Genomic DNA, 17,672 nt, shown 5'->3' with positions numbered 1-17,672 from the left:
TATTAACATATAGAAAACCCTTCAACGAGTAAAATTAATGGCAAAAAAAATAGTATATATAATAACAAAAGCAGAAGTAGGCGGTGCTCAAAAATGGATTAAAGAGCAGAAGGACTTATTAAGCAACTGCTTCGATATCTATCTTATAACTTCAGCACCTGGCTGGCTATCTGAACAGTTTGAAGAGGACCATGTGTTTTATGTCAAAGATATTTTATCTTTTAAATCACTTCTCGCGTCTTACAAAATATCTAAAATTTTGAGAGAAATTGATGCGGCTGTAGTAATTAGTAATTCAGCAAGTGCAGGTATACATGGACGCCTTGCTAAACTTTATTTTAATCATCGCTCAATATACGTCTCTCATGGCTGGTCCTGTATTTACAATGGCGGTAGATATTCGAAAATCTTCTGCCTTATAGAAAAATTTTTATCCCTCTTTACTAACAACATTCTATGCGTGTCAAAGAAAGACCGTGAAAAAGCAATTGGCCAAATAGGAATTTCTGATTGCAAAATAATAACCATTACTAATGGTATCATGCCACTACAATCCAGAGTAAGCGGTAGTATCCATGACCAACTGAAATTGGTTTTTGTTGGGCGGATGATCCATCCAAAACGACCTGATCTACTTCTTAATGTCGTATCTCAGTTTAATAGTGTATCTATTGACATGATAGGTGATGGACCGCTGCTGCCAACTCTCAAAGAAAAATATAAGTCCTTTAGCAACATACATTTTCTAGGAGAGGTTAAAAATTTCGAGAATTTCTACAAGTATGATGCATTTGTTCTAACTTCTGATAGTGAAGGTTTGCCTATGTCCGCACTTGAAGCTGCCTCAGTTGGGCTACCAATGTTACTAAGTGATGTGGGCGGTTGTAGTGAACTTATTGATGAACATAATCCTAATGGTATTTTGTATCAAAATACGCCTGAATCATTAACCGCTGCTCTCAAGACCTTAATCAGGGATTATAGAATGTATGAAAATTATGCTGAAGAGAAAAAAGACCGCTACAGTTTACTTAGTAAATATGATGATTACGTTTATCTAATTAATGGCAATTAAAAGACTTATTAATTGTTTACTCTATTTTTAACTGAGGGCATATGCAAATATTAGTTACTGGTGGTGCAGGTTATATTGGTTCTCATACTGTACTCGAATTGCTGATGCGTGGTGTTGAGGTCGTTGTTATTGATAATTTTGTCAACTCTTCTCAAGTGTCACTGGAAAGGATTACAGAATTATGCGGGAAATCACCTGTGCTTTATAAAGGCGATGTCAGGGATAAAAAACTTTTACAAAGAGTTTTTACAGAGCAGAATATTAATTCAATTATTCACTTTGCAGGCTTGAAATCTGTATCAGAATCCATTCAAAAACCATTGGAGTATTATGAAAACAATATTGTTGCAACAATATCCTTGGTTGATGAAGCAATAAGATATGGAGTTAATAATTTTATTTTTAGTTCATCCGCTACAGTTTACGGCGATCCTGAAACTATACCTGTCTGCGAGTCCAATAGAATTGGTGGGACAACTAATCCATATGGCACATCGAAACTTTTCGCCGAGAAAATCTTGCAAGATTATGCTAAAAGTAATAAAAAGTTTAACGTGACTGTTTTAAGATACTTTAATCCCGTAGGCGCGCATTTCAGTGGGAGAATAGGTGAAGATCCAAATGGGATTCCAAATAATCTTGTCCCTTATGTTTCCCAAGTCGCAGTTGGAAAACATGAAATTGTTTCTATATATGGCAGTGATTATCCTACTAAAGATGGAACAGGTGTCAGAGATTATATTCATGTCACTGATCTCGCAAAAGGGCATTTAGCTGCTTTAGATTACATTGGTAAATATGGTAATTACAATGTTTATAATTTAGGGACAGGGCAAGGTCATTCTGTACTTGACGTTATTAGTACTTTTCAAAAGATATCTGGGATAGCTATTAATTATAAGTTTTCTCCGCGTAGAAGTGGTGATATCGCTGAATGCTGGTCCGATCCATCTTTAGCTCAAAAGGAACTCCACTGGCGCGCAGAACTTACTCTTGAGGATATGCTTCGTGACGCTTGGAATTGGCAAGTTGCAAACCCTGATGGCTATAAAAAATAATTGAAAATTTTTAAATAGAATAAATATTTAATTATATAATTAGCCTTTTTGTATTTAATAATGCAGTTCTGCTACCCAACAGTCTTTTGCTGAGTTAACATCTCAACCACATTTCAAGCCGCGCAACAGTCGCGGTGACCACACCTGACAGGAGTATGTAATGTCCAAGCAACAGATCGGCGTTGTCGGTATGGCAGTGATGGGGCGCAACCTGGCGCTCAACATCGAAAGCCGTGGTTATACCGTCTCCGTTTTCAACCGCTCCCGTGATAAGACCGAAGAAGTCATCGCTGAGAATCCAGGCAAGAAGCTGGTTCCTTTCTATACGGTTAAAGAGTTCGTTGAGTCTCTGGAAACACCTCGTCGTATCCTGTTAATGGTGAAAGCGGGCGCAGGTACCGATGCAGCTATCGATTCACTGAAACCGTATCTGGATAAAGGCGACATCATTATCGATGGCGGCAACACCTTCTTCCAGGACACCATTCGTCGTAACCGTGAACTGTCTGCTGAAGGCTTCAACTTCATTGGTACCGGCGTATCCGGCGGTGAAGAGGGCGCTCTGAAAGGTCCATCCATCATGCCTGGCGGTCAGAAAGAAGCGTACGAACTGGTCGCGCCTATCCTGACTAAAATCGCAGCCGTAGCTGAAGACGGAGAGCCGTGTGTAACCTATATCGGTCCTGATGGCGCTGGTCATTACGTGAAAATGGTTCACAACGGCATTGAATATGGCGACATGCAGCTGATTGCTGAAGCCTACTCTCTGCTGAAGGGTGGCCTGAACCTCTCCAACGAGGAGCTCGCAGAGACCTTTACCGAGTGGAACAAAGGCGAGCTGAACAGCTACCTGATCGACATCACCAAAGATATCTTCACCAAGAAAGATGAAGAGGGTAAATACCTGGTTGATGTGATTCTGGATGAAGCTGCGAACAAAGGTACCGGTAAATGGACCAGCCAGAGCTCTCTGGATCTGGGTGAGCCATTGTCCCTGATCACCGAATCCGTATTTGCACGTTATATCTCTTCTCTGAAAGAGCAGCGCGTTGCGGCATCTAAGGTGCTGTCTGGTCCTCAGGCTAAACCCGCTGGTGATAAAGCGGAGTTCGTTGAGAAAGTCCGTCGCGCGCTGTATCTGGGTAAAATCGTCTCTTACGCGCAGGGCTTCTCTCAGCTGCGCGCGGCATCTGACGAGAATAACTGGGATCTGAACTACGGTGAGATTGCGAAGATCTTCCGTGCCGGCTGTATCATTCGCGCTCAGTTCCTGCAAAAAATCACCGATGCCTATGCTGAAAATGCGGGTATCGCAAACCTCCTGCTGGCACCTTACTTTAAGCAAATTGCTGACGAATATCAGCAGGCGCTGCGTGATGTGGTTGCGTACGCCGTGCAGAATGGTATCCCGGTTCCGACCTTCTCCGCTGCGGTGGCGTACTATGACAGCTATCGTGCTGCCGTTCTGCCAGCGAACCTGATTCAGGCACAGCGTGACTACTTCGGTGCGCATACCTATAAGCGTACGGATAAAGAAGGTGTGTTCCACACCGAATGGCTGGATTAATATACGGTTAGCCATGCCATCAAGCCCGGTAGCGATACCGGGCTTTTTTATCTTGCCCGATCCACCTACTGTTTAATGGAATAGATTGCGTGAAAATTCTAGTTACTGGCGGTGCCGGTTTTATCGGTTCCGCGGTTATCCGACATATTATTAGCAATACTCGGGATAGCGTTGTTAACGTTGATAAATTGACCTATGCCGGTAATCTGGAATCCTTGCGTGAAGTAAGCGATAGCGAACGCTATGTTTTTGAGCATGCCGATATATGTGATAAAGAGGCAATGGCGCGTATTTTTGCCACCCATCAGCCTGATGCGGTAATGCACCTGGCTGCCGAGAGCCATGTCGACCGTTCTATTACCGGTCCCGCTGCGTTTATTGAAACCAATATTGTTGGCACGTATATCCTGTTAGAAACAAGTCGTGCTTACTGGTCTTCACTGGACGAGGCAGCAAAATCTACTTTCCGTTTCCATCACATTTCTACTGATGAGGTTTACGGCGATCTGCCTCATCCCGATGAACATTATGACTCCACCCCGTTACCGCTGTTTACTGAGAAAACAGCGTACCAGCCAAGCAGCCCTTACTCAGCGTCAAAAGCGTCCAGCGACCATTTAGTTCGAGCCTGGATACGCACCTATGGTTTACCCGGGATTGTGACAAATTGTTCGAATAATTATGGCCCATACCACTTTCCTGAAAAGCTGATCCCTCTTGTTATCCTTAATGCGCTGGATAATAAACCATTGCCGATTTACGGTAAGGGCGATCAAATCCGTGACTGGTTATACGTTGAAGACCATGCTCGTGCACTGTATACGGTTCTGACCACGGGTAAGCCGGGAGAAACCTATAATATTGGCGGTCATAACGAGAAGGAAAATATTGAAGTCGTTCAGACCATTTGTGATCTGCTCGATGAAATGTTACCGAAAGAAACATCCTATCGCGCACAAATTACCTATGTAACGGATCGTCCTGGACACGACAGACGTTATGCAATTGATGCTCATAAAATTAGCGACGAGCTCGGATGGACTCCTCTGGAAACCTTTGAAAGCGGCATCCGTAAAACGGTTGAGTGGTATTTGAATAACCAGGAGTGGGTTTCGAATGTAAAAAGCGGCGCCTATAAGAGCTGGATTGAGCAAAATTATGGGGAGCGTAAGTAAATGACGAAACGTAAAGGGATTATATTAGCTGGCGGATCGGGTACACGTCTTTATCCCGTGACTATGGCCGTAAGTAAGCAATTGTTGCCAATTTACGATAAGCCAATGATCTATTATCCGCTCTCTACGCTTATGCTGGCAGGTATACGGGATATTCTGATTATCAGCACGCCTCAGGACACTCCCCGTTTTGAACAACTGCTCGGGAACGGTAGCCAGTGGGGATTGCATATCCAGTACAAAGTGCAGCCGAGCCCGGATGGCCTTGCTCAGGCGTTTATTTTGGGTGAAGAGTTTATCGGTGAGGATAATTGTGCGCTGGTATTAGGCGATAATATTTTCTACGGACACGATCTCCCCAGACTGCTTGAAGGCGCAGCAAGCCAGCAAGAGGGGGCGACCGTATTCGCCTATCATGTCAGCGATCCGGAACGCTATGGCGTCGTTGAGTTTGATAAAGACGGTACTGCAATTGGCCTTGAGGAGAAGCCTCAGCAACCCAAGAGTAATTACGCAATAACCGGTCTTTATTTTTACGACAACGATGTGATTGAGATGGCCAAAAGTTTAACGCCGTCTGAGCGCGGTGAACTCGAAATTACCGACATCAACCGCATCTATATGCAGCAGGGACGATTATCTGTCGCGATGATGAGGCGCGGTTACGCCTGGCTGGATACCGGAACGCATCAGAGTATGATCGAGGCAAGCAATTTTATCGCCACAATTGAAGAGCGACAGGGGCTAAAAGTTTCATGTCCTGAAGAGATTGCGTTCCGACGAGGTTTTATTGATGCCGAACAACTTCGGGTACTCGCTGAACCGTTGAAAAAGACCGGGTATGGTCAGTATCTGCTGAATCTGACCAAGGGATTAGTCTGATTTGACGAAGTAAGCAGTTTTCCTCTGCTTACTGTCGAGTGCCCTTTAACGTCTTATTGTTGCTGTAAAACAGGTGCTTTGCTTATTGCAACGACAGGTCTTTTTGTTGAGCAAAAACATTTTTCAAAAATCCTGAAACCTTGACAGTGAATGAGTATTAGCGCTAAAAAACTCCTAGTTAATCATTGTGGTGGCCACTATAGGGCTATCAAAAACTCAAACGTGTAGAAGTCAAACAAATGAAAATAACTATCTCCGGAACAGGCTATGTTGGTCTCTCAAACGGTATTCTGATTGCACAAAACCATGAAGTGGTTGCGCTGGATATCGTGCAGGCAAAAGTGGACATGCTTAACCAGAAGAAGTCCCCGATCGTCGATAAAGAGATTGAAGAATACCTCGCGACCAAACCGCTGAACTTCCGCGCTACCACGGACAAAGAAGACGCTTACCGCGATGCGGATTTCGTCATCATCGCCACCCCAACCGACTACGATCCTAAAACTAACTACTTCAATACCTCAACCGTTGAAGCGGTGATCAAAGACGTTACGGCAATCAACCCGAACGCAGTGATGATTATCAAGTCGACGATTCCAGTGGGCTTCACCAAATCGATTAAAGAAGAGTTGGGTATTGATAATGTCTTCTTCTCGCCGGAATTTCTCCGCGAGGGCAGGGCGTTATACGATAACCTGCACCCATCCCGTATCGTGATTGGCGAGCGTTCCGAGCGTGCGGAGCGTTTTGCTGCACTGCTTCAGGAAGGCGCAATCAAAAAAGACATTCCGGTGCTGTTCACCGATTCCACAGAAGCTGAGGCCATTAAGCTTTTCGCCAATACCTATCTGGCGATGCGCGTGGCTTACTTCAACGAACTTGACAGCTATGCCGAGAGCTTAGGTCTGAACACCCGTCAGATCATTGAGGGCGTGTGTCTTGATCCACGTATCGGTAACCATTACAACAATCCGTCCTTCGGTTACGGTGGTTACTGCCTGCCAAAAGATACCAAGCAGCTGCTGGCAAACTATCAGGCGGTACCAAACAACCTGATTTCCGCCATTGTGGATGCCAACCGCACGCGTAAGGACTTCATCTCAGACTCCATTCTGGCGCGTCAGCCGAAAGTGGTGGGTGTATATCGTCTGATCATGAAGAGCGGTTCTGATAACTTCCGCGCTTCTTCCATTCAGGGGATCATGAAGCGTATTAAGGCGAAGGGCGTTCAGGTGATTATTTATGAACCGGCCATGCAGGAAGATGAGTTCTTCCATTCGCGTGTGATCCGCGATCTGGATGCATTCAAAAAAGAAGCGGACGTAATTATCTCCAACCGTATGGCGGAAGAGCTGGCGGACGTTAAAGATAAAGTCTATACCCGCGATTTGTTCGGCAGCGACTGATTGATATCGTGATATAAAAAAACCCGGCGCTCTGCCGGGTTTATTGTTTTAAACATTGTAGAAGTTGCGGTACCAGTCGACGAAGTTTTTTACGCCTTCTTTGACTGAGGTTTGTGGTTTAAATCCAATAACGTCATACAGCGCTTTGGTGTCCGCACTGGTCTCCAGCACATCCCCCGGCTGGATCGGCATCATATTTTTCACCGCTTCTTTGCCCAGCGCCTCTTCAAGCGCGGTAATGTAATCCATCAGTTCGACAGGTGAACTGTTACCGATGTTATACACGCGATACGGGGCAGAACTGGTTGCTGGCGAACCGGTTTCGACTGTCCAGTCGGTATCGGCCTGAGGAATGACGTCCTGTAGGCGAATAATCGCCTCCGCAATGTCATCGATATAGGTGAAGTCGCGCTTCATCTTGCCGTAGTTGTATACGTCGATGCTGTTGCCTTCAATCATGGCTTTGGTGAATTTAAACAGCGCCATGTCCGGGCGTCCCCACGGGCCATAGACGGTAAAGAAGCGCAGGCCAGTGGTCGGCAGGTTATACAGATGCGAATAGGTATGCGACATCAGCTCATTGGCTTTTTTGGTTGCGGCATACAGGGATACCGGATGGTCTACGGAATCGTCAGTAGAAAACGGCATCTTACGGTTGAGGCCGTAAACAGAACTGGATGACGCATACAGAAGATGCTGAACCTTGTTGTGGCGACAGCCTTCCAGCACGTTCAGGTGACCTACCAGGTTCGCATCTGCGTAGGCATGCGGGTTTTCCAGCGAGTAACGCACGCCCGCCTGTGCGGCAAGATGGATTACGCGGTCAAATTTCTCATTGGCGAAGAGCGCAGCCATGCCCTCGCGGTCCGCTAAGTCCAGCTTGTGGAAGGTGAAACTCTCGGATTTGAGCAGTTCGAGGCGAGCGAGCTTGAGGTTAGGGTCATAGTAATCATTCAGATTATCAATCCCAACAACTTCATGCCCTGCATCAAGCAGGCGCTTGCTGACATGAGAACCGATAAAGCCCGCCGCGCCCGTTACAAGAAATTTCATAGCTTCCCTCATTCACAGTGTTCTTGTTGATGTCCCAGGACATCAGAATCCGACTATGATAGCGCGTCGCACTTCACTTACATAACCCATCTTTCCGATATAACTCATCGGATTCTTATAGAAAAATCGCCAGCAACAGATACACTAAGTAAACAAGATTATTTTTGCCCTTTTTCATCTGTTAGGGATTGTATGACGCAAAACAACAATAACCTGGTCACACGCAACAATGACCCGGAGCAAATTGATTTACTGGATTTAGTGCTACAGCTGTGGCGTGGGAAGTGGGTAATAGGGGCATTTGTTGCTGCTTTTATCGTTCTCGCCGTTGTTTATATTACTGTAGCCAAAGAGAAATGGACGTCATCTGCTATCATAGCCCAGCCTGATGCGGCACAAATCGCCACTTACTCTAATGCGTTGAATATCCTCTACGGTGGGGCAGCTCCTTCCATGTTGGACATTCAGAATCGTGCTATTGGTCGTTTCAACTCTTCATTCTCTGCGCTAGCGCAGGCGCTGGAAAACCAGGAAGATCCCGAGAAATTGACCATTGACCCAACTGTGAAAGGGCAGGCATTACCCTTGACGGTAACTTATCAGGGCGAATCCGCTGAAGCCGCTCAAAAGCAGTTGGCTCAGTACATCCAGCAGGTTGACGAGCAGACGGCAAAAGAACTGACCCTTGACCTCAGAGATAACCTCAAGCAGCAGATTACAACCCTGAACGACTCTCTTCAGAACCAGGAAAAGGTGGCTCAAGAGCAAAAAGATCTGCGTATTAAACAGATCACTGAGTCATTTAAGAATGCGGAAGCCGCGAAGATTACTACACCCCAGATTCAGCAAACACAGGATGTGACTCAAGAAACTATGTTCCTTTTGGGGACAGCAGCGCTGAAATCAATGATTGATAACGAAGCGTCACGTCCGCTGGTCTTCTCAGGCGCTTACTACCAGACCAAACAGAACTTACTGGATATTCAGAATCTCAACGTTAACCCAGACACTATTCATGTCTATCGTTACGTTATGAAACCTAATCTGCCTATCCGTCGTGACAGCCCTAAAAAGGCCATCACCCTCATCCTTGCCGTACTACTCGGTGGGATCATCGGTTCTGCTGTCGTCCTTGGCCGTAACGCGCTGAGAAACTACAAACCAAGAGCCTGATTTACACACAAAAAAAGACCGGGTTTCCCCGGTCTTTTTTATTTATGCCGTTTCCGCAAATTCTCAATCACCTTCGTTAAATCCAGCTCCTGATCCTGGAGCAGCACCAGCAGGTGATACATCAAATCCGACGCTTCATTCGTCAGCTCCTCACGGTCATGCACGGTGGCCGCCAGCGCTGTTTCAACGCCTTCCTCACCCACCTTCTGCGCAATACGCTTGGTGCCGCTGGCGTACAGCTTCGCCGTGTACGAGCTCTCGGGATCCGCTGATTTACGCTCTGCCAGCAGCTGTTCCAGCTGATAGAGGAACAGCCACTGGTGGCTCGCCTCGCCGAAGCAGCTGCTGGTGCCTTTGTGACAGGTCGGCCCAATCGGGTTGACCAGCACCAGCAGGGTGTCATTGTCGCAGTCTGGCGTAATGCTGACCACGTTCAGGAAGTGGCCCGAGGTTTCCCCTTTCGTCCACAGTCGCTGTTTGGTGCGCGAGAAAAACGTCACCTTGCCGGTGTCGATCGTTTTTGCCAGCGCCTCCTGGTTCATGTATCCCAGCATCAGCACTTCGCCTGAAACGGCATGCTGTACAACCACCGGCAGTAATCCGTCAGTTTTTTCCCAGTCCAGCTGCGCCTGTTGTTGCTCTGTTAACATACCCTGATCTCCACGCCCTGGTCGTCCAGGTACGTTTTTAACTCACCAATATTGATAATCTGTTTGTGGAACACGGAAGCGGCCAGCGCACCGTCTACGTTCGCATCGCGGAAGGCTTCAAGGAAGTGTTCCATGGTGCCCGCGCCGCCGGAGGCAATCAGCGGAACGTGGCAGACCGCGCGCACTTTTTTCAGCTGCTCGAGGTCGTAACCGTTGCGTACGCCGTCCTGGTTCATCATGTTCAGCACGATTTCACCTGCACCGCGTTTTTGTACTTCCTGCACCCAGTCCAGCGTCTCCCATTGTGTGACGCGCGTGCGGCTTTCATCGCCGGTGTACTGGTTGACGTGATATTTGCCCGTTGCGGCATCAAACCAGGTGTCAATTCCCACGACAATGCACTGCACGCCAAAGCGGTCCGCCAGACGCGTAATCAATTCTGGATCGGCGAGCGCAGGGGAGTTAATGGAAATTTTGTCCGCACCGAAAGAGAGAATTTTCGCCGCATCGTCAGCAGATTTAATCCCCCCCGCCACGCAGAAGGGAATATCAATCACCTCTGCCACGCGCGCCACCCAGCTTTTGTCCACCACGCGGCCATCGCTGGAGGCGGTGATATCGTAAAATACCAGTTCGTCTGCGCCTTCTTCGGCATAGCGTTTTGCCAGTGGAACAATGTCGCCAATGATCTCGTGGTTGCGGAACTGCACGCCTTTTACAACCTGACCATCACGCACGTCCAGGCAGGGAATTATCCGTTTTGCCAGCATTGAATCGCCTCCTTTACCGTAAATTTGCCTTCCAGCAGCGCGCGACCCACGATCACGCCACGTACACCGGTTCCGCGCAGAGCGGCGATATCCGCCAGGTCGCCGATACCGCCAGAGGACTGAAACGCCACCTGCGGATAACGCGCGCAAACCTCTTCATACAGCGAGACGTTAGAGCCTGCGAGCGTACCATCGCGTGAAATATCCGTGCACAGGACGTGCTTCAGCCCTACGGGGAGATACATCCCGACCAGCTCTTCCAGCGTTACGCCGGAGTTTTCCTGCCAGCCGCTGACCGCGACCTGCTTGTTACCCTGTTCGTCAATGCGCACATCCAGCGCCAGCACCAGCGCATCCGCACCGAAGCGGCGGAACCAGCCCTTGACACTCTCAGGATCTTTCACAGCGGTCGAACCGACCACCACGCGCGCCACGCCCGCGTCCAGTAAGGCGGCAACATCGGCTTCCGTACGCACGCCGCCGCCCACCTGCACCGGGACGTCCACGCCAGCCACCAGTGTTTTAAGCAGCGGGATCTGGCGCTTCGCCGGATCTTTCGCGCCGGTCAGATCGACCAGATGCAACACCTCAGCGCCCTCGGCGGCGTAAGCCTGTAACCGCGGCAGCGGGTCGTTGTCGTAGTCGCGCTGCTGCCCGTAATCGCCCTGGTGGAGACGAACAACCGTACCGTCAATTAAATCTAAAGCGGGAATTATCATCACATCTCCAGGAAATTTTTCAGCAGTTGCGCACCGGCGGCACCGGAGCGTTCCGGGTGAAACTGCACGCCGTAAAAGTTATCTTTCTGCACGGCGGCGGTGAACGCCTCGCCGTAATTGCACTGGGCGATGGTGTAGGTATTCACGGGCATGGCGTAGCTGTGGACGAAATAGAAGTACGCGCCGTCTTCAATACCCTGGAACAGCCTGTTGCCCGCCTTCGGATAAACGCGGTTCCAGCCCATGTGCGGCAGTGGCAGGCCGTGGTCGGTCATTTTCGGCACGTCTTCTTCTATAATGCCCAGCAGATCGACACCGTTGCTCTCTTCGCTGCGGCGGCCAAGCAGCTGCATCCCGAGGCAAATGCCCAGCACCGGTTGAGTACAGGCTTTGATGAGATCAACCAGCTCGCGCTCGTGGATCTGATCCATCGCCGCCTGGGCGGTGCCTACGCCCGGCAGAAAGAGTTTATCCGCACGCAGCACCACGTCCGGGTCGCGGCTCACCACCGGCTCGTAGCCGTGGCGCATAATCGCCGACTGTACGGAGTTCAGATTGGCGCATCCGGTGTCCAGAATCACCACGTTCATTACAGCACTCCTTTCGACGAGGGCAGGGCGTCACCTTCCACGCGGATCGCCTGGCGCAGGGTACGGCCAAAGGCTTTGAACAGGCTCTCGACGCGGTGGTGATCGTTTTTGCCTTTGGTTTTCAGGTGCAGCGTCAGGCCCATAGTGTAAGAAAGCGAGCGGAAGAAGTGTTCCACCATCTCGGTGCTGAGATCGCCCACACGCTGGTAGGTAAAGTCGGCTTTATATTCCAGGTGCGGACGCCCGGAGATATCCATCGCGCAGCGCGCCAGACACTCGTCCATCGGCAGAACAAAGCCGAAGCGGTTGATGCCGCGCTTGTCGCCGAGCGCCAGCTTCAGGGCTTCGCCCAGCGCCAGGCCGGTATCTTCCACGGTGTGGTGATCGTCAATATACAGGTCGCCCTTAACGGTGATCTCCATACGGAAGCCGCCGTGAGTGGCGATTTGATCCAGCATGTGGTCAAAGAAACCGACGCCAGTGTGGATCTTGCTGCCGCCTTCGCGGTCGAGCCAGACCTTCACGTCGATCTGCGTCTCTTTGGTGTTGCGTTCAACGTGGGAATAGCGGTCGCGTCTGGTGAGCTGCTCGCCAATCATCGCCCAGTTTAGCGTGTCGCGGTTATAGCGCAGACCCGCAATGCCCATGTTTTCCGCCAGCGTGATATCCGTGACGCGATCGCCAATCACATAGCTGTTGGCTTTATCCAGCGCCTCTTCAGCCAGATAACGTTCAACAAGCTTCAATTTTGGCTTGCGGCAGTCGCACTCGTCGGCAGGCATATGCGGGCAGATCAGCACCTCGTCGAAGGCGATGCCCTGCGAGGTCAGCACCTGCATCATCAGGTTGTGCGGGCCGTCAAAGTCCGCCTGCGGGAAGCTGTCGGTGCCCAGACCATCCTGGTTGGTGATCATCACCAGCTTATAGCCTGCTTTCTGAAGCTTCAGCAGCACCGGGATCACATCGGGTTCAAAGGCCAGCTTGTCGAAACGATCGACCTGAAAATCGCTGGGTGGCTCCGAGATGATGGTGCCGTCACGATCGATAAAGAGATACTTCTGACTCATACTTTCTCCGCTTTCAGGGCGTCAATCACGCGCTGGCTCTCTGCACGGGTGCCGACGGTAATACGCAGGCAGCCGCTCAGGGTAGGTTGTTTATTCTGGTCTCGTAAGATAATGCCCTGATCCCACAACGATTTAAATATCGCGCTTGAGGCGGTGAAGCGCACCAGGATGTAGTTGGTTTCCGAGTCGAACACCTTCTCCACGCACGGAATCGTTTTCAGGGCATCGACAAGATACTGACGCTCTTCCAGGATCTGCGCCACACGCTCGCGCATCGCGCTGATGCCCTGCGGGGCCAGCGCCTGTGCCGCAATATCGGCAACCGGCGTTGAGAGCGGATACGGGGCGATGACTTTCAGCAGCAGGTCGATAATCGCTTTATTCGCCAGCGTAAATCCACAGCGAAGGCCGGCGAGGGCGAAGGCTTTGGAAAGGGTACGCAGCACAACGAGATGCGGATACTCTTCAAGCCAGCCTGCCAGTGTCGCCTGTGGGCAGAACTCAATGTAGGCTTCGTCGGCCACGACCAGCGCTTTGCCGCGCGTCATTTCCAGCAGAGAACGGATATCCTGCGGATTGATAATCTGCCCGGTCGGGTTGTTCGGGCTACAGACAAACACCACCTTCACGCCGTCGAGGTTATCGGCGATGCCCTGCAAATCCAGCTGCCAGTTGTCCAGCGCCTGCACGTTGCGGCAGGCCACGCCAAAGGTTTCGGCGCTGACGCTGTACATCCCATAGGTGGGCTGGCAGTACATCACCGCGTCTTTACCCGGCTCGCAGAAGGCGCGGATCAGCAGCTCAATCCCTTCATCCGCCCCACGGCTGACCAGCACCTGCTCAGGCTTCACGCCTGCATACTGCGCATAGTTCTCGATCACCGCTTTCGGCTGACACTCCGGGTAGCGGTTCAGCGTCTGCTGCGAAAGCTCAAAGGCCACCGGCGTGGGGTATTCGTTGGCATTCAGCCAGACATCGCCGTTGCCGCCAAGACGACGCGCAGACTGATAGGGCGTCAGGCGACGGACATTTTCGCGGGCTAATTCTTCGATGTTCATGCTTGCTCCTTCAGGGCGGCAACGCGCAGCGTCACGGCATTTTTGTGGGCAGTCAGACGTTCGGCGGCGGCCAGGGTTTCAATGGTCGACGCCAGCGAGGCAAACCCTTCGCGGGAGAGTTCCTGCACAGTCATGCGCTTCTGGAAATCCGCCAGCCCCAGGCTGGAGCAGGTTGAGGTATAGCCATACGTGGGCAGCACGTGGTTGGTGCCGGAGGCGTAATCCCCGGCTGATTCCGGTGACCAGTCTCCGAGGAACACTGAGCCTGCGCTGGTGATGCTGTCGACCAGATCGCGCGCGTTACGGGTCTGAATAATCAGGTGCTCAGGACCGTACTGGTTAGAGATGGCGATGCACTGGTCAAGATCGCGAGCCACAATCAGGCGGCTGGCCAATAGCGCCTGACGCGCCGTTTCCGCACGCGGCAGGTCAGCCAGCTGACGCTCAACGGCGTCGCCCACGCGTTTTGCCATGTCGGCATCTGGCGTCAGTAAAATCACCTGCGAGTCAGGGCCGTGCTCGGCCTGCGAGAGCAGGTCAGAGGCCACGAAATCCGGTGTAGCGCCGCTGTCGGCAATCACCAGCACTTCAGACGGACCGGCAGGCATATCAATCGCCGCGCCGTCCAGACGCTGGCTGACCTGACGCTTTGCTTCGGTTACGTACGCATTGCCCGGACCAAAGATTTTGTCGACCTTAGGAATGGATACTGTCCCGAACGCCAGGGCAGAAATCGCCTGCGCACCGCCCACTTTATAGATCGCCTGCACGCCGCACAGCTTCGCCGCGTACAGGATCTCATCGGCAATTGGTGGAGGAGAGCAGAGCACCACCTTCTGACAACCGGCAATACGTGCCGGGGTGGCCAGCATCAGGACGGTCGAAAACAGCGGAGCAGAGCCGCCGGGAATATAGAGGCCGACGGACGCCACCGGTCGCGTCACCTGCTGGCAGCGCACGCCGGGCAGGGTTTCCACATCCACCGCCTGCAATTTCTGCGCGGTGTGGAAGGTATCAATATTTTTCACCGCGACGGCCATCGCCTGTTTGATGTCATCACCCAGACGATTGCTGGCATCAATGATTTCCTGCTCGGTAACCTGTAAAGCGCCGACTTCCGTCTTGTCAAACTTCGCGCTGTACTCGCGCAGCGCGTCGTCTCCGCGGGCTTTGACGTTATCGAGGATCTCCGCCACGGTGCGGGTGATGCTCTCCGAAGCGGAAATTGCCGGGCGCATCAGCAGCTCGCGCTGTTGCGCGTCGCTACAGGTATTCCAGTCGATGATTGTGTTAAAGCTCATGGTCGTTACTCCATCATCTTCTCAATTGGCAGCACCAGAATGGAGCTTGCGCCCAGCGCCTTCAGTTTTTCCATGGTTTCCCAGAACAGGGTTTCGCTGCTCACCATGTGCATCGCCACGCGCTGCTGGTCGCCCGCCAGCGGCAGAATGGTTGGACGCTCAGCGCCCGGCAGCAGGGCAATCACTTCCTCCAGACGCTCGGTTGGCGCATGCATCATGATGTATTTGGATTCACGCGCCTGAATCACGCCCTGAATGCGGGTCAGCAGTTTGTCGATGAGCTGCTGTTTGGCGTCGGCCATCTCGCCGTCGCGCTGGATAAGGCACGCTTTGGAGCGGTAGATCACCTCCACTTCGCGCAGGCCGTTCGCTTCGAGCGTGGCGCCGGTGGAGACGAGGTCACAGATGGCATCGGCCAGGCCCGCACGCGGCGCCACTTCAACAGAGCCATTCAGCAGACAGGATTTAAACTGCACGCCTTTTTGATCGAGGTAACGCTTCAGCAGGTGAGGGTAAGAGGTGGCGATACGTTTGCCGTTCAGCGCGGCCGGGCCGTCCCAGGCTTCATCGACCGGCGTGGCCAGCGACAGGCGGCAGCCGCCAAAGTCCAGACGACGCAGGGTAAAGTAGCGCGGATCTTCGCCCTGCGCTCGGCGGGTTAATAACTCTTCTTCCAGTACGTTTTCGCCGATGATGCCGAGATCAACGACGCCATCCATCACCAGGCCCGGGATATCGTCATCACGTACGCGCAGAATGTCGATCGGCATATTTTCAGCCAGGGCGATCAGGCGCTGGGTGTGCAGGTTGATTTTAATCCCGCAGCGGGCCAGCAGTTCGCGTGAATCGTCGCTTAAACGGCCTGATTTTTGAATAGCTATGCGTAAACGTGAGTTATCTAACATTCTGTGTTCCTCGTTAACCTGTTTTAACCTGTCTGAATGCGGTCCAAAAAAAAGCCCCCGGAAGAAGATCTTCCGGGGGCTTTTTCATGCGTTCATGCACCACTGGAAGATCCAAACGTCTTCCAGCACACATCGCCTGAAAGACTAGTCAGGATGATGGTGATGATGGTGGTTTTTAAAAGGAACGCGTGTCATATAAATTCTCGTTGAATGCTTATGCATTTGATGTCTTTTAACCTAAACCAGTTGTACGCCATAAAGCAAGGGCTTTTTTTGATCATTAATTCATTTCATATTGATGGTATGAATTGTACGTTCCACCAGGCTGGCGTAGCCTTATAACAGGCATCGTTAAGCGGAGAATGTAATGAAAAAGGTCGCGATTGTCGGGTTAGGATGGTTAGGAATGCCACTGGCGATGTCATTAGCCGCGAAAGGCTGGCAGGTGACAGGGAGTAAGACCACCCGAGATGGGGTTGAAGCGGCACGCATGTGCGGCATTGATGGTGTCGAGCTGCGTCTCGAACCCGAGCTTATCTGCGATACCGACGAGCTGGATGAACTGATGAATGTGGACGCGCTGGTCATTACCTTACCGGCGCGGCGCAGCGGCCCGAGCGAGACGTTTTACTTGCAGGCGGTGCAGGAGATTGTCGACAGCGCCCTGGCGCACCATATCCCGCGCATCATTTTCACCAGCTCCACCTCCGTCTATGGCGCTATCGACGGTACGGCGAAAGAAAACACCGAGCGCCGTCCGGTGACCGCCAGCGGCCGGGTGCTGAAAGAGCTGGAAGACTGGCTGCACAATCTGCCTGGCACGCAGGTGGATATCTTACGTCTGGCCGGGCTGGTGGGGCCGGGGCGTCATCCGGGGCGCTTCTTTGCCGGTAAATCCGCGCCGGATGGCCAGCACGGGGTTAATCTTGTGCACCTTGAGGATGTTATCGGTGCAATAGAGCTGCTTTTACAGGCTCCGAAAGGGGGGCACATCTATAATATATGTGCGCCTTCGCATCCGCCGCGTAGTACCTTTTATCCGCTGATGGCGCGCCAGCTTGGCCTGGCGCCGCCGGTATTCAGTGATGCGCAGGGGGAGCGCAAAGGCAAAATTATTGATGGCAATCGTATTTGCCATGAACTGGGATTTGAATATCAGTATCCCGATCCGCTGGTAATGCCCATGGAATAATTGCGCCGGCGGAGACAATCGCACACCGCAA

The 17,672-nt window shown here is 51.3% G+C and carries 18 protein-coding genes and 1 other annotated feature; of the genes, 8 read left to right on the top strand and 10 right to left on the bottom strand.

Translation table 11 applies throughout. The features are described from left to right. The first annotated feature begins 37 nt into the window (after positions 1–37). The 6 genes from ACOTYB_RS02820 to ugd all read left to right on the top strand — a co-directional run bounded on the left by ACOTYB_RS02820 (position 38) and on the right by ugd (position 7,163). On the top strand, positions 38–1,075 hold the full coding sequence (locus tag ACOTYB_RS02820; RefSeq protein ID WP_126490548.1) for a glycosyltransferase: 1,038 nt from the start codon (positions 38–40) through the stop codon (positions 1,073–1,075). Between the two features lie 41 nt (positions 1,076–1,116). Then, positions 1,117–2,133: a UDP-glucose 4-epimerase GalE gene (gene galE, locus ACOTYB_RS02815; RefSeq protein WP_126525112.1), complete on the top strand. Its 1,017-nt coding sequence runs from the start codon at positions 1,117–1,119 to the stop codon at positions 2,131–2,133. Positions 2,134–2,293: 160 nt separating this feature from the next. Next, positions 2,294–3,700: an NADP-dependent phosphogluconate dehydrogenase gene (gene gndA / locus ACOTYB_RS02810; protein ID WP_023303973.1), complete on the top strand. Its 1,407-nt coding sequence runs from the start codon at positions 2,294–2,296 to the stop codon at positions 3,698–3,700. Positions 3,701–3,789: 89 nt separating this feature from the next. Beyond that, positions 3,790–4,875, top strand: a complete 1,086-nt coding sequence (gene rfbB, locus ACOTYB_RS02805; protein ID WP_126525111.1) for a dTDP-glucose 4,6-dehydratase — start codon at positions 3,790–3,792, stop codon at positions 4,873–4,875. Then, positions 4,876–5,757, top strand: coding sequence for a glucose-1-phosphate thymidylyltransferase RfbA (rfbA, locus tag ACOTYB_RS02800; protein WP_017693099.1), 882 nt, complete (start codon positions 4,876–4,878; stop codon positions 5,755–5,757). Positions 5,758–5,996: 239 nt separating this feature from the next. Then, complete coding sequence (gene ugd / locus ACOTYB_RS02795; protein ID WP_003859477.1) at positions 5,997–7,163, top strand: UDP-glucose 6-dehydrogenase; 1,167 nt, start codon at positions 5,997–5,999, stop codon at positions 7,161–7,163. 48 nt (positions 7,164–7,211) lie between these two features. On the opposite strand, the gene ACOTYB_RS02790 is transcribed toward ugd, so the two are convergent. Further along, positions 7,212–8,216, bottom strand: a complete 1,005-nt coding sequence (locus ACOTYB_RS02790; RefSeq protein ID WP_045330399.1) for an NAD-dependent epimerase — start codon at positions 8,214–8,216, stop codon at positions 7,212–7,214. A 192-nt stretch (positions 8,217–8,408) separates the two neighbouring features. Here ACOTYB_RS02790 and wzzB point away from each other — a divergent pair, with 192 nt between their 5' ends. Continuing rightward, a complete protein-coding gene (gene wzzB / locus ACOTYB_RS02785) occupies positions 8,409–9,389 on the top strand; it encodes an LPS O-antigen chain length determinant protein WzzB (protein WP_126525109.1) in 981 nt (326 codons plus the stop codon). 38 nt (positions 9,390–9,427) lie between these two features. Here the strand turns inward: wzzB and hisIE are convergent, their stop codons facing one another. The 9 genes from hisIE to hisL form a co-directional block, all read right to left on the bottom strand. After that, positions 9,428–10,039, bottom strand: coding sequence for a bifunctional phosphoribosyl-AMP cyclohydrolase/phosphoribosyl-ATP diphosphatase HisIE (hisIE, locus tag ACOTYB_RS02780; RefSeq protein ID WP_126525108.1), 612 nt, complete (start codon positions 10,037–10,039; stop codon positions 9,428–9,430). Continuing rightward, positions 10,033–10,809 (bottom strand): imidazole glycerol phosphate synthase subunit HisF, encoded by a 777-nt coding sequence (hisF, locus tag ACOTYB_RS02775; RefSeq protein WP_126525107.1) that lies wholly within the window; start codon positions 10,807–10,809, stop codon positions 10,033–10,035. The genes hisIE and hisF overlap by 7 nt, the downstream gene beginning before the upstream one ends. Then, positions 10,791–11,528, bottom strand: coding sequence for a 1-(5-phosphoribosyl)-5-[(5-phosphoribosylamino)methylideneamino]imidazole-4-carboxamide isomerase (hisA, locus tag ACOTYB_RS02770; protein WP_409248744.1), 738 nt, complete (start codon positions 11,526–11,528; stop codon positions 10,791–10,793). The genes hisF and hisA overlap by 19 nt, the downstream gene beginning before the upstream one ends. Continuing rightward, positions 11,528–12,118, bottom strand: coding sequence for an imidazole glycerol phosphate synthase subunit HisH (gene hisH, locus ACOTYB_RS02765; protein ID WP_003859485.1), 591 nt, complete (start codon positions 12,116–12,118; stop codon positions 11,528–11,530). Before hisH ends, hisA begins: the two co-directional genes overlap by 1 nt. Continuing rightward, positions 12,118–13,185, bottom strand: coding sequence for a bifunctional histidinol-phosphatase/imidazoleglycerol-phosphate dehydratase HisB (gene hisB / locus ACOTYB_RS02760; protein ID WP_003859487.1), 1,068 nt, complete (start codon positions 13,183–13,185; stop codon positions 12,118–12,120). Before hisB ends, hisH begins: the two co-directional genes overlap by 1 nt. Then, a complete protein-coding gene (hisC, locus tag ACOTYB_RS02755; protein WP_058648558.1) occupies positions 13,182–14,243 on the bottom strand; it encodes a histidinol-phosphate transaminase in 1,062 nt (353 codons plus the stop codon). The genes hisB and hisC overlap by 4 nt, the downstream gene beginning before the upstream one ends. Further along, positions 14,240–15,544, bottom strand: a complete 1,305-nt coding sequence (gene hisD, locus ACOTYB_RS02750) for a histidinol dehydrogenase (RefSeq protein WP_003859490.1) — start codon at positions 15,542–15,544, stop codon at positions 14,240–14,242. Before hisD ends, hisC begins: the two co-directional genes overlap by 4 nt. Positions 15,545–15,549: 5 nt before the next feature. Next, positions 15,550–16,449 carry an ATP phosphoribosyltransferase gene (gene hisG / locus ACOTYB_RS02745; protein ID WP_003859492.1) on the bottom strand — a complete coding sequence of 300 codons (900 nt, stop codon included), beginning with the start codon at positions 16,447–16,449 and terminating at the stop codon, positions 15,550–15,552. Positions 16,450–16,494: 45 nt separating this feature from the next. Continuing rightward, positions 16,495–16,618 (bottom strand) — a sequence feature (His leader region). Next, positions 16,594–16,644, bottom strand: coding sequence for a his operon leader peptide (gene hisL / locus ACOTYB_RS02740; protein WP_099516347.1), 51 nt, complete (start codon positions 16,642–16,644; stop codon positions 16,594–16,596). (Overlaps the previous feature by 25 nt.) 172 nt (positions 16,645–16,816) lie before the next feature. Here hisL and ACOTYB_RS02735 point away from each other — a divergent pair, with 172 nt between their 5' ends. Continuing rightward, entirely contained in the window at positions 16,817–17,641 is an 825-nt protein-coding gene (locus ACOTYB_RS02735) for an SDR family oxidoreductase (RefSeq protein ID WP_058659474.1), read from the top strand. Positions 17,642–17,672: the final 31 nt, after the last annotated feature.

Origin of the sequence: Enterobacter cloacae complex sp. IR5450, from assembly GCF_049238665.1 — a bacterium.
GTDB lineage: Bacteria > Pseudomonadota > Gammaproteobacteria > Enterobacterales > Enterobacteriaceae > Enterobacter > Enterobacter hormaechei_C.
This window is presented reverse-complemented; position numbering and strand designations above follow the sequence as displayed.

Excerpts from the sequence above, each read along its gene's own strand:
- ACOTYB_RS02790 (WP_045330399.1), bottom strand. The coding sequence starts at position 8,216 with ATGAAATTTCTTGTAACGGGCGCGGCGGGCTTTATCGGTTCTCATGTC.
- ACOTYB_RS02735 (WP_058659474.1), top strand. The coding sequence starts at position 16,817 with ATGAAAAAGGTCGCGATTGTCGGGTTAGGATGGTTAGGAATGCCACTG.
- hisC (WP_058648558.1), bottom strand. The coding sequence starts at position 14,243 with ATGAACATCGAAGAATTAGCCCGCGAAAATGTCCGTCGCCTGACGCCC.
- hisH (WP_003859485.1), bottom strand. The coding sequence starts at position 12,118 with ATGAACGTGGTGATTCTGGACACCGGATGCGCCAATCTGAACTCCGTA.
- hisB (WP_003859487.1), bottom strand. The coding sequence starts at position 13,185 with ATGAGTCAGAAGTATCTCTTTATCGATCGTGACGGCACCATCATCTCG.
- ACOTYB_RS02820 (WP_126490548.1), top strand. The coding sequence starts at position 38 with ATGGCAAAAAAAATAGTATATATAATAACAAAAGCAGAAGTAGGCGGT.
- hisA (WP_409248744.1), bottom strand. The coding sequence starts at position 11,528 with ATGATAATTCCCGCTTTAGATTTAATTGACGGTACGGTTGTTCGTCTC.
- ugd (WP_003859477.1), top strand. The coding sequence starts at position 5,997 with ATGAAAATAACTATCTCCGGAACAGGCTATGTTGGTCTCTCAAACGGT.
- hisIE (WP_126525108.1), bottom strand. The coding sequence starts at position 10,039 with ATGTTAACAGAGCAACAACAGGCGCAGCTGGACTGGGAAAAAACTGAC.
- wzzB (WP_126525109.1), top strand. The coding sequence starts at position 8,409 with ATGACGCAAAACAACAATAACCTGGTCACACGCAACAATGACCCGGAG.
- rfbA (WP_017693099.1), top strand. The coding sequence starts at position 4,876 with ATGACGAAACGTAAAGGGATTATATTAGCTGGCGGATCGGGTACACGT.
- hisD (WP_003859490.1), bottom strand. The coding sequence starts at position 15,544 with ATGAGCTTTAACACAATCATCGACTGGAATACCTGTAGCGACGCGCAA.
- hisG (WP_003859492.1), bottom strand. The coding sequence starts at position 16,449 with ATGTTAGATAACTCACGTTTACGCATAGCTATTCAAAAATCAGGCCGT.
- hisF (WP_126525107.1), bottom strand. The coding sequence starts at position 10,809 with ATGCTGGCAAAACGGATAATTCCCTGCCTGGACGTGCGTGATGGTCAG.
- gndA (WP_023303973.1), top strand. The coding sequence starts at position 2,294 with ATGTCCAAGCAACAGATCGGCGTTGTCGGTATGGCAGTGATGGGGCGC.
- galE (WP_126525112.1), top strand. The coding sequence starts at position 1,117 with ATGCAAATATTAGTTACTGGTGGTGCAGGTTATATTGGTTCTCATACT.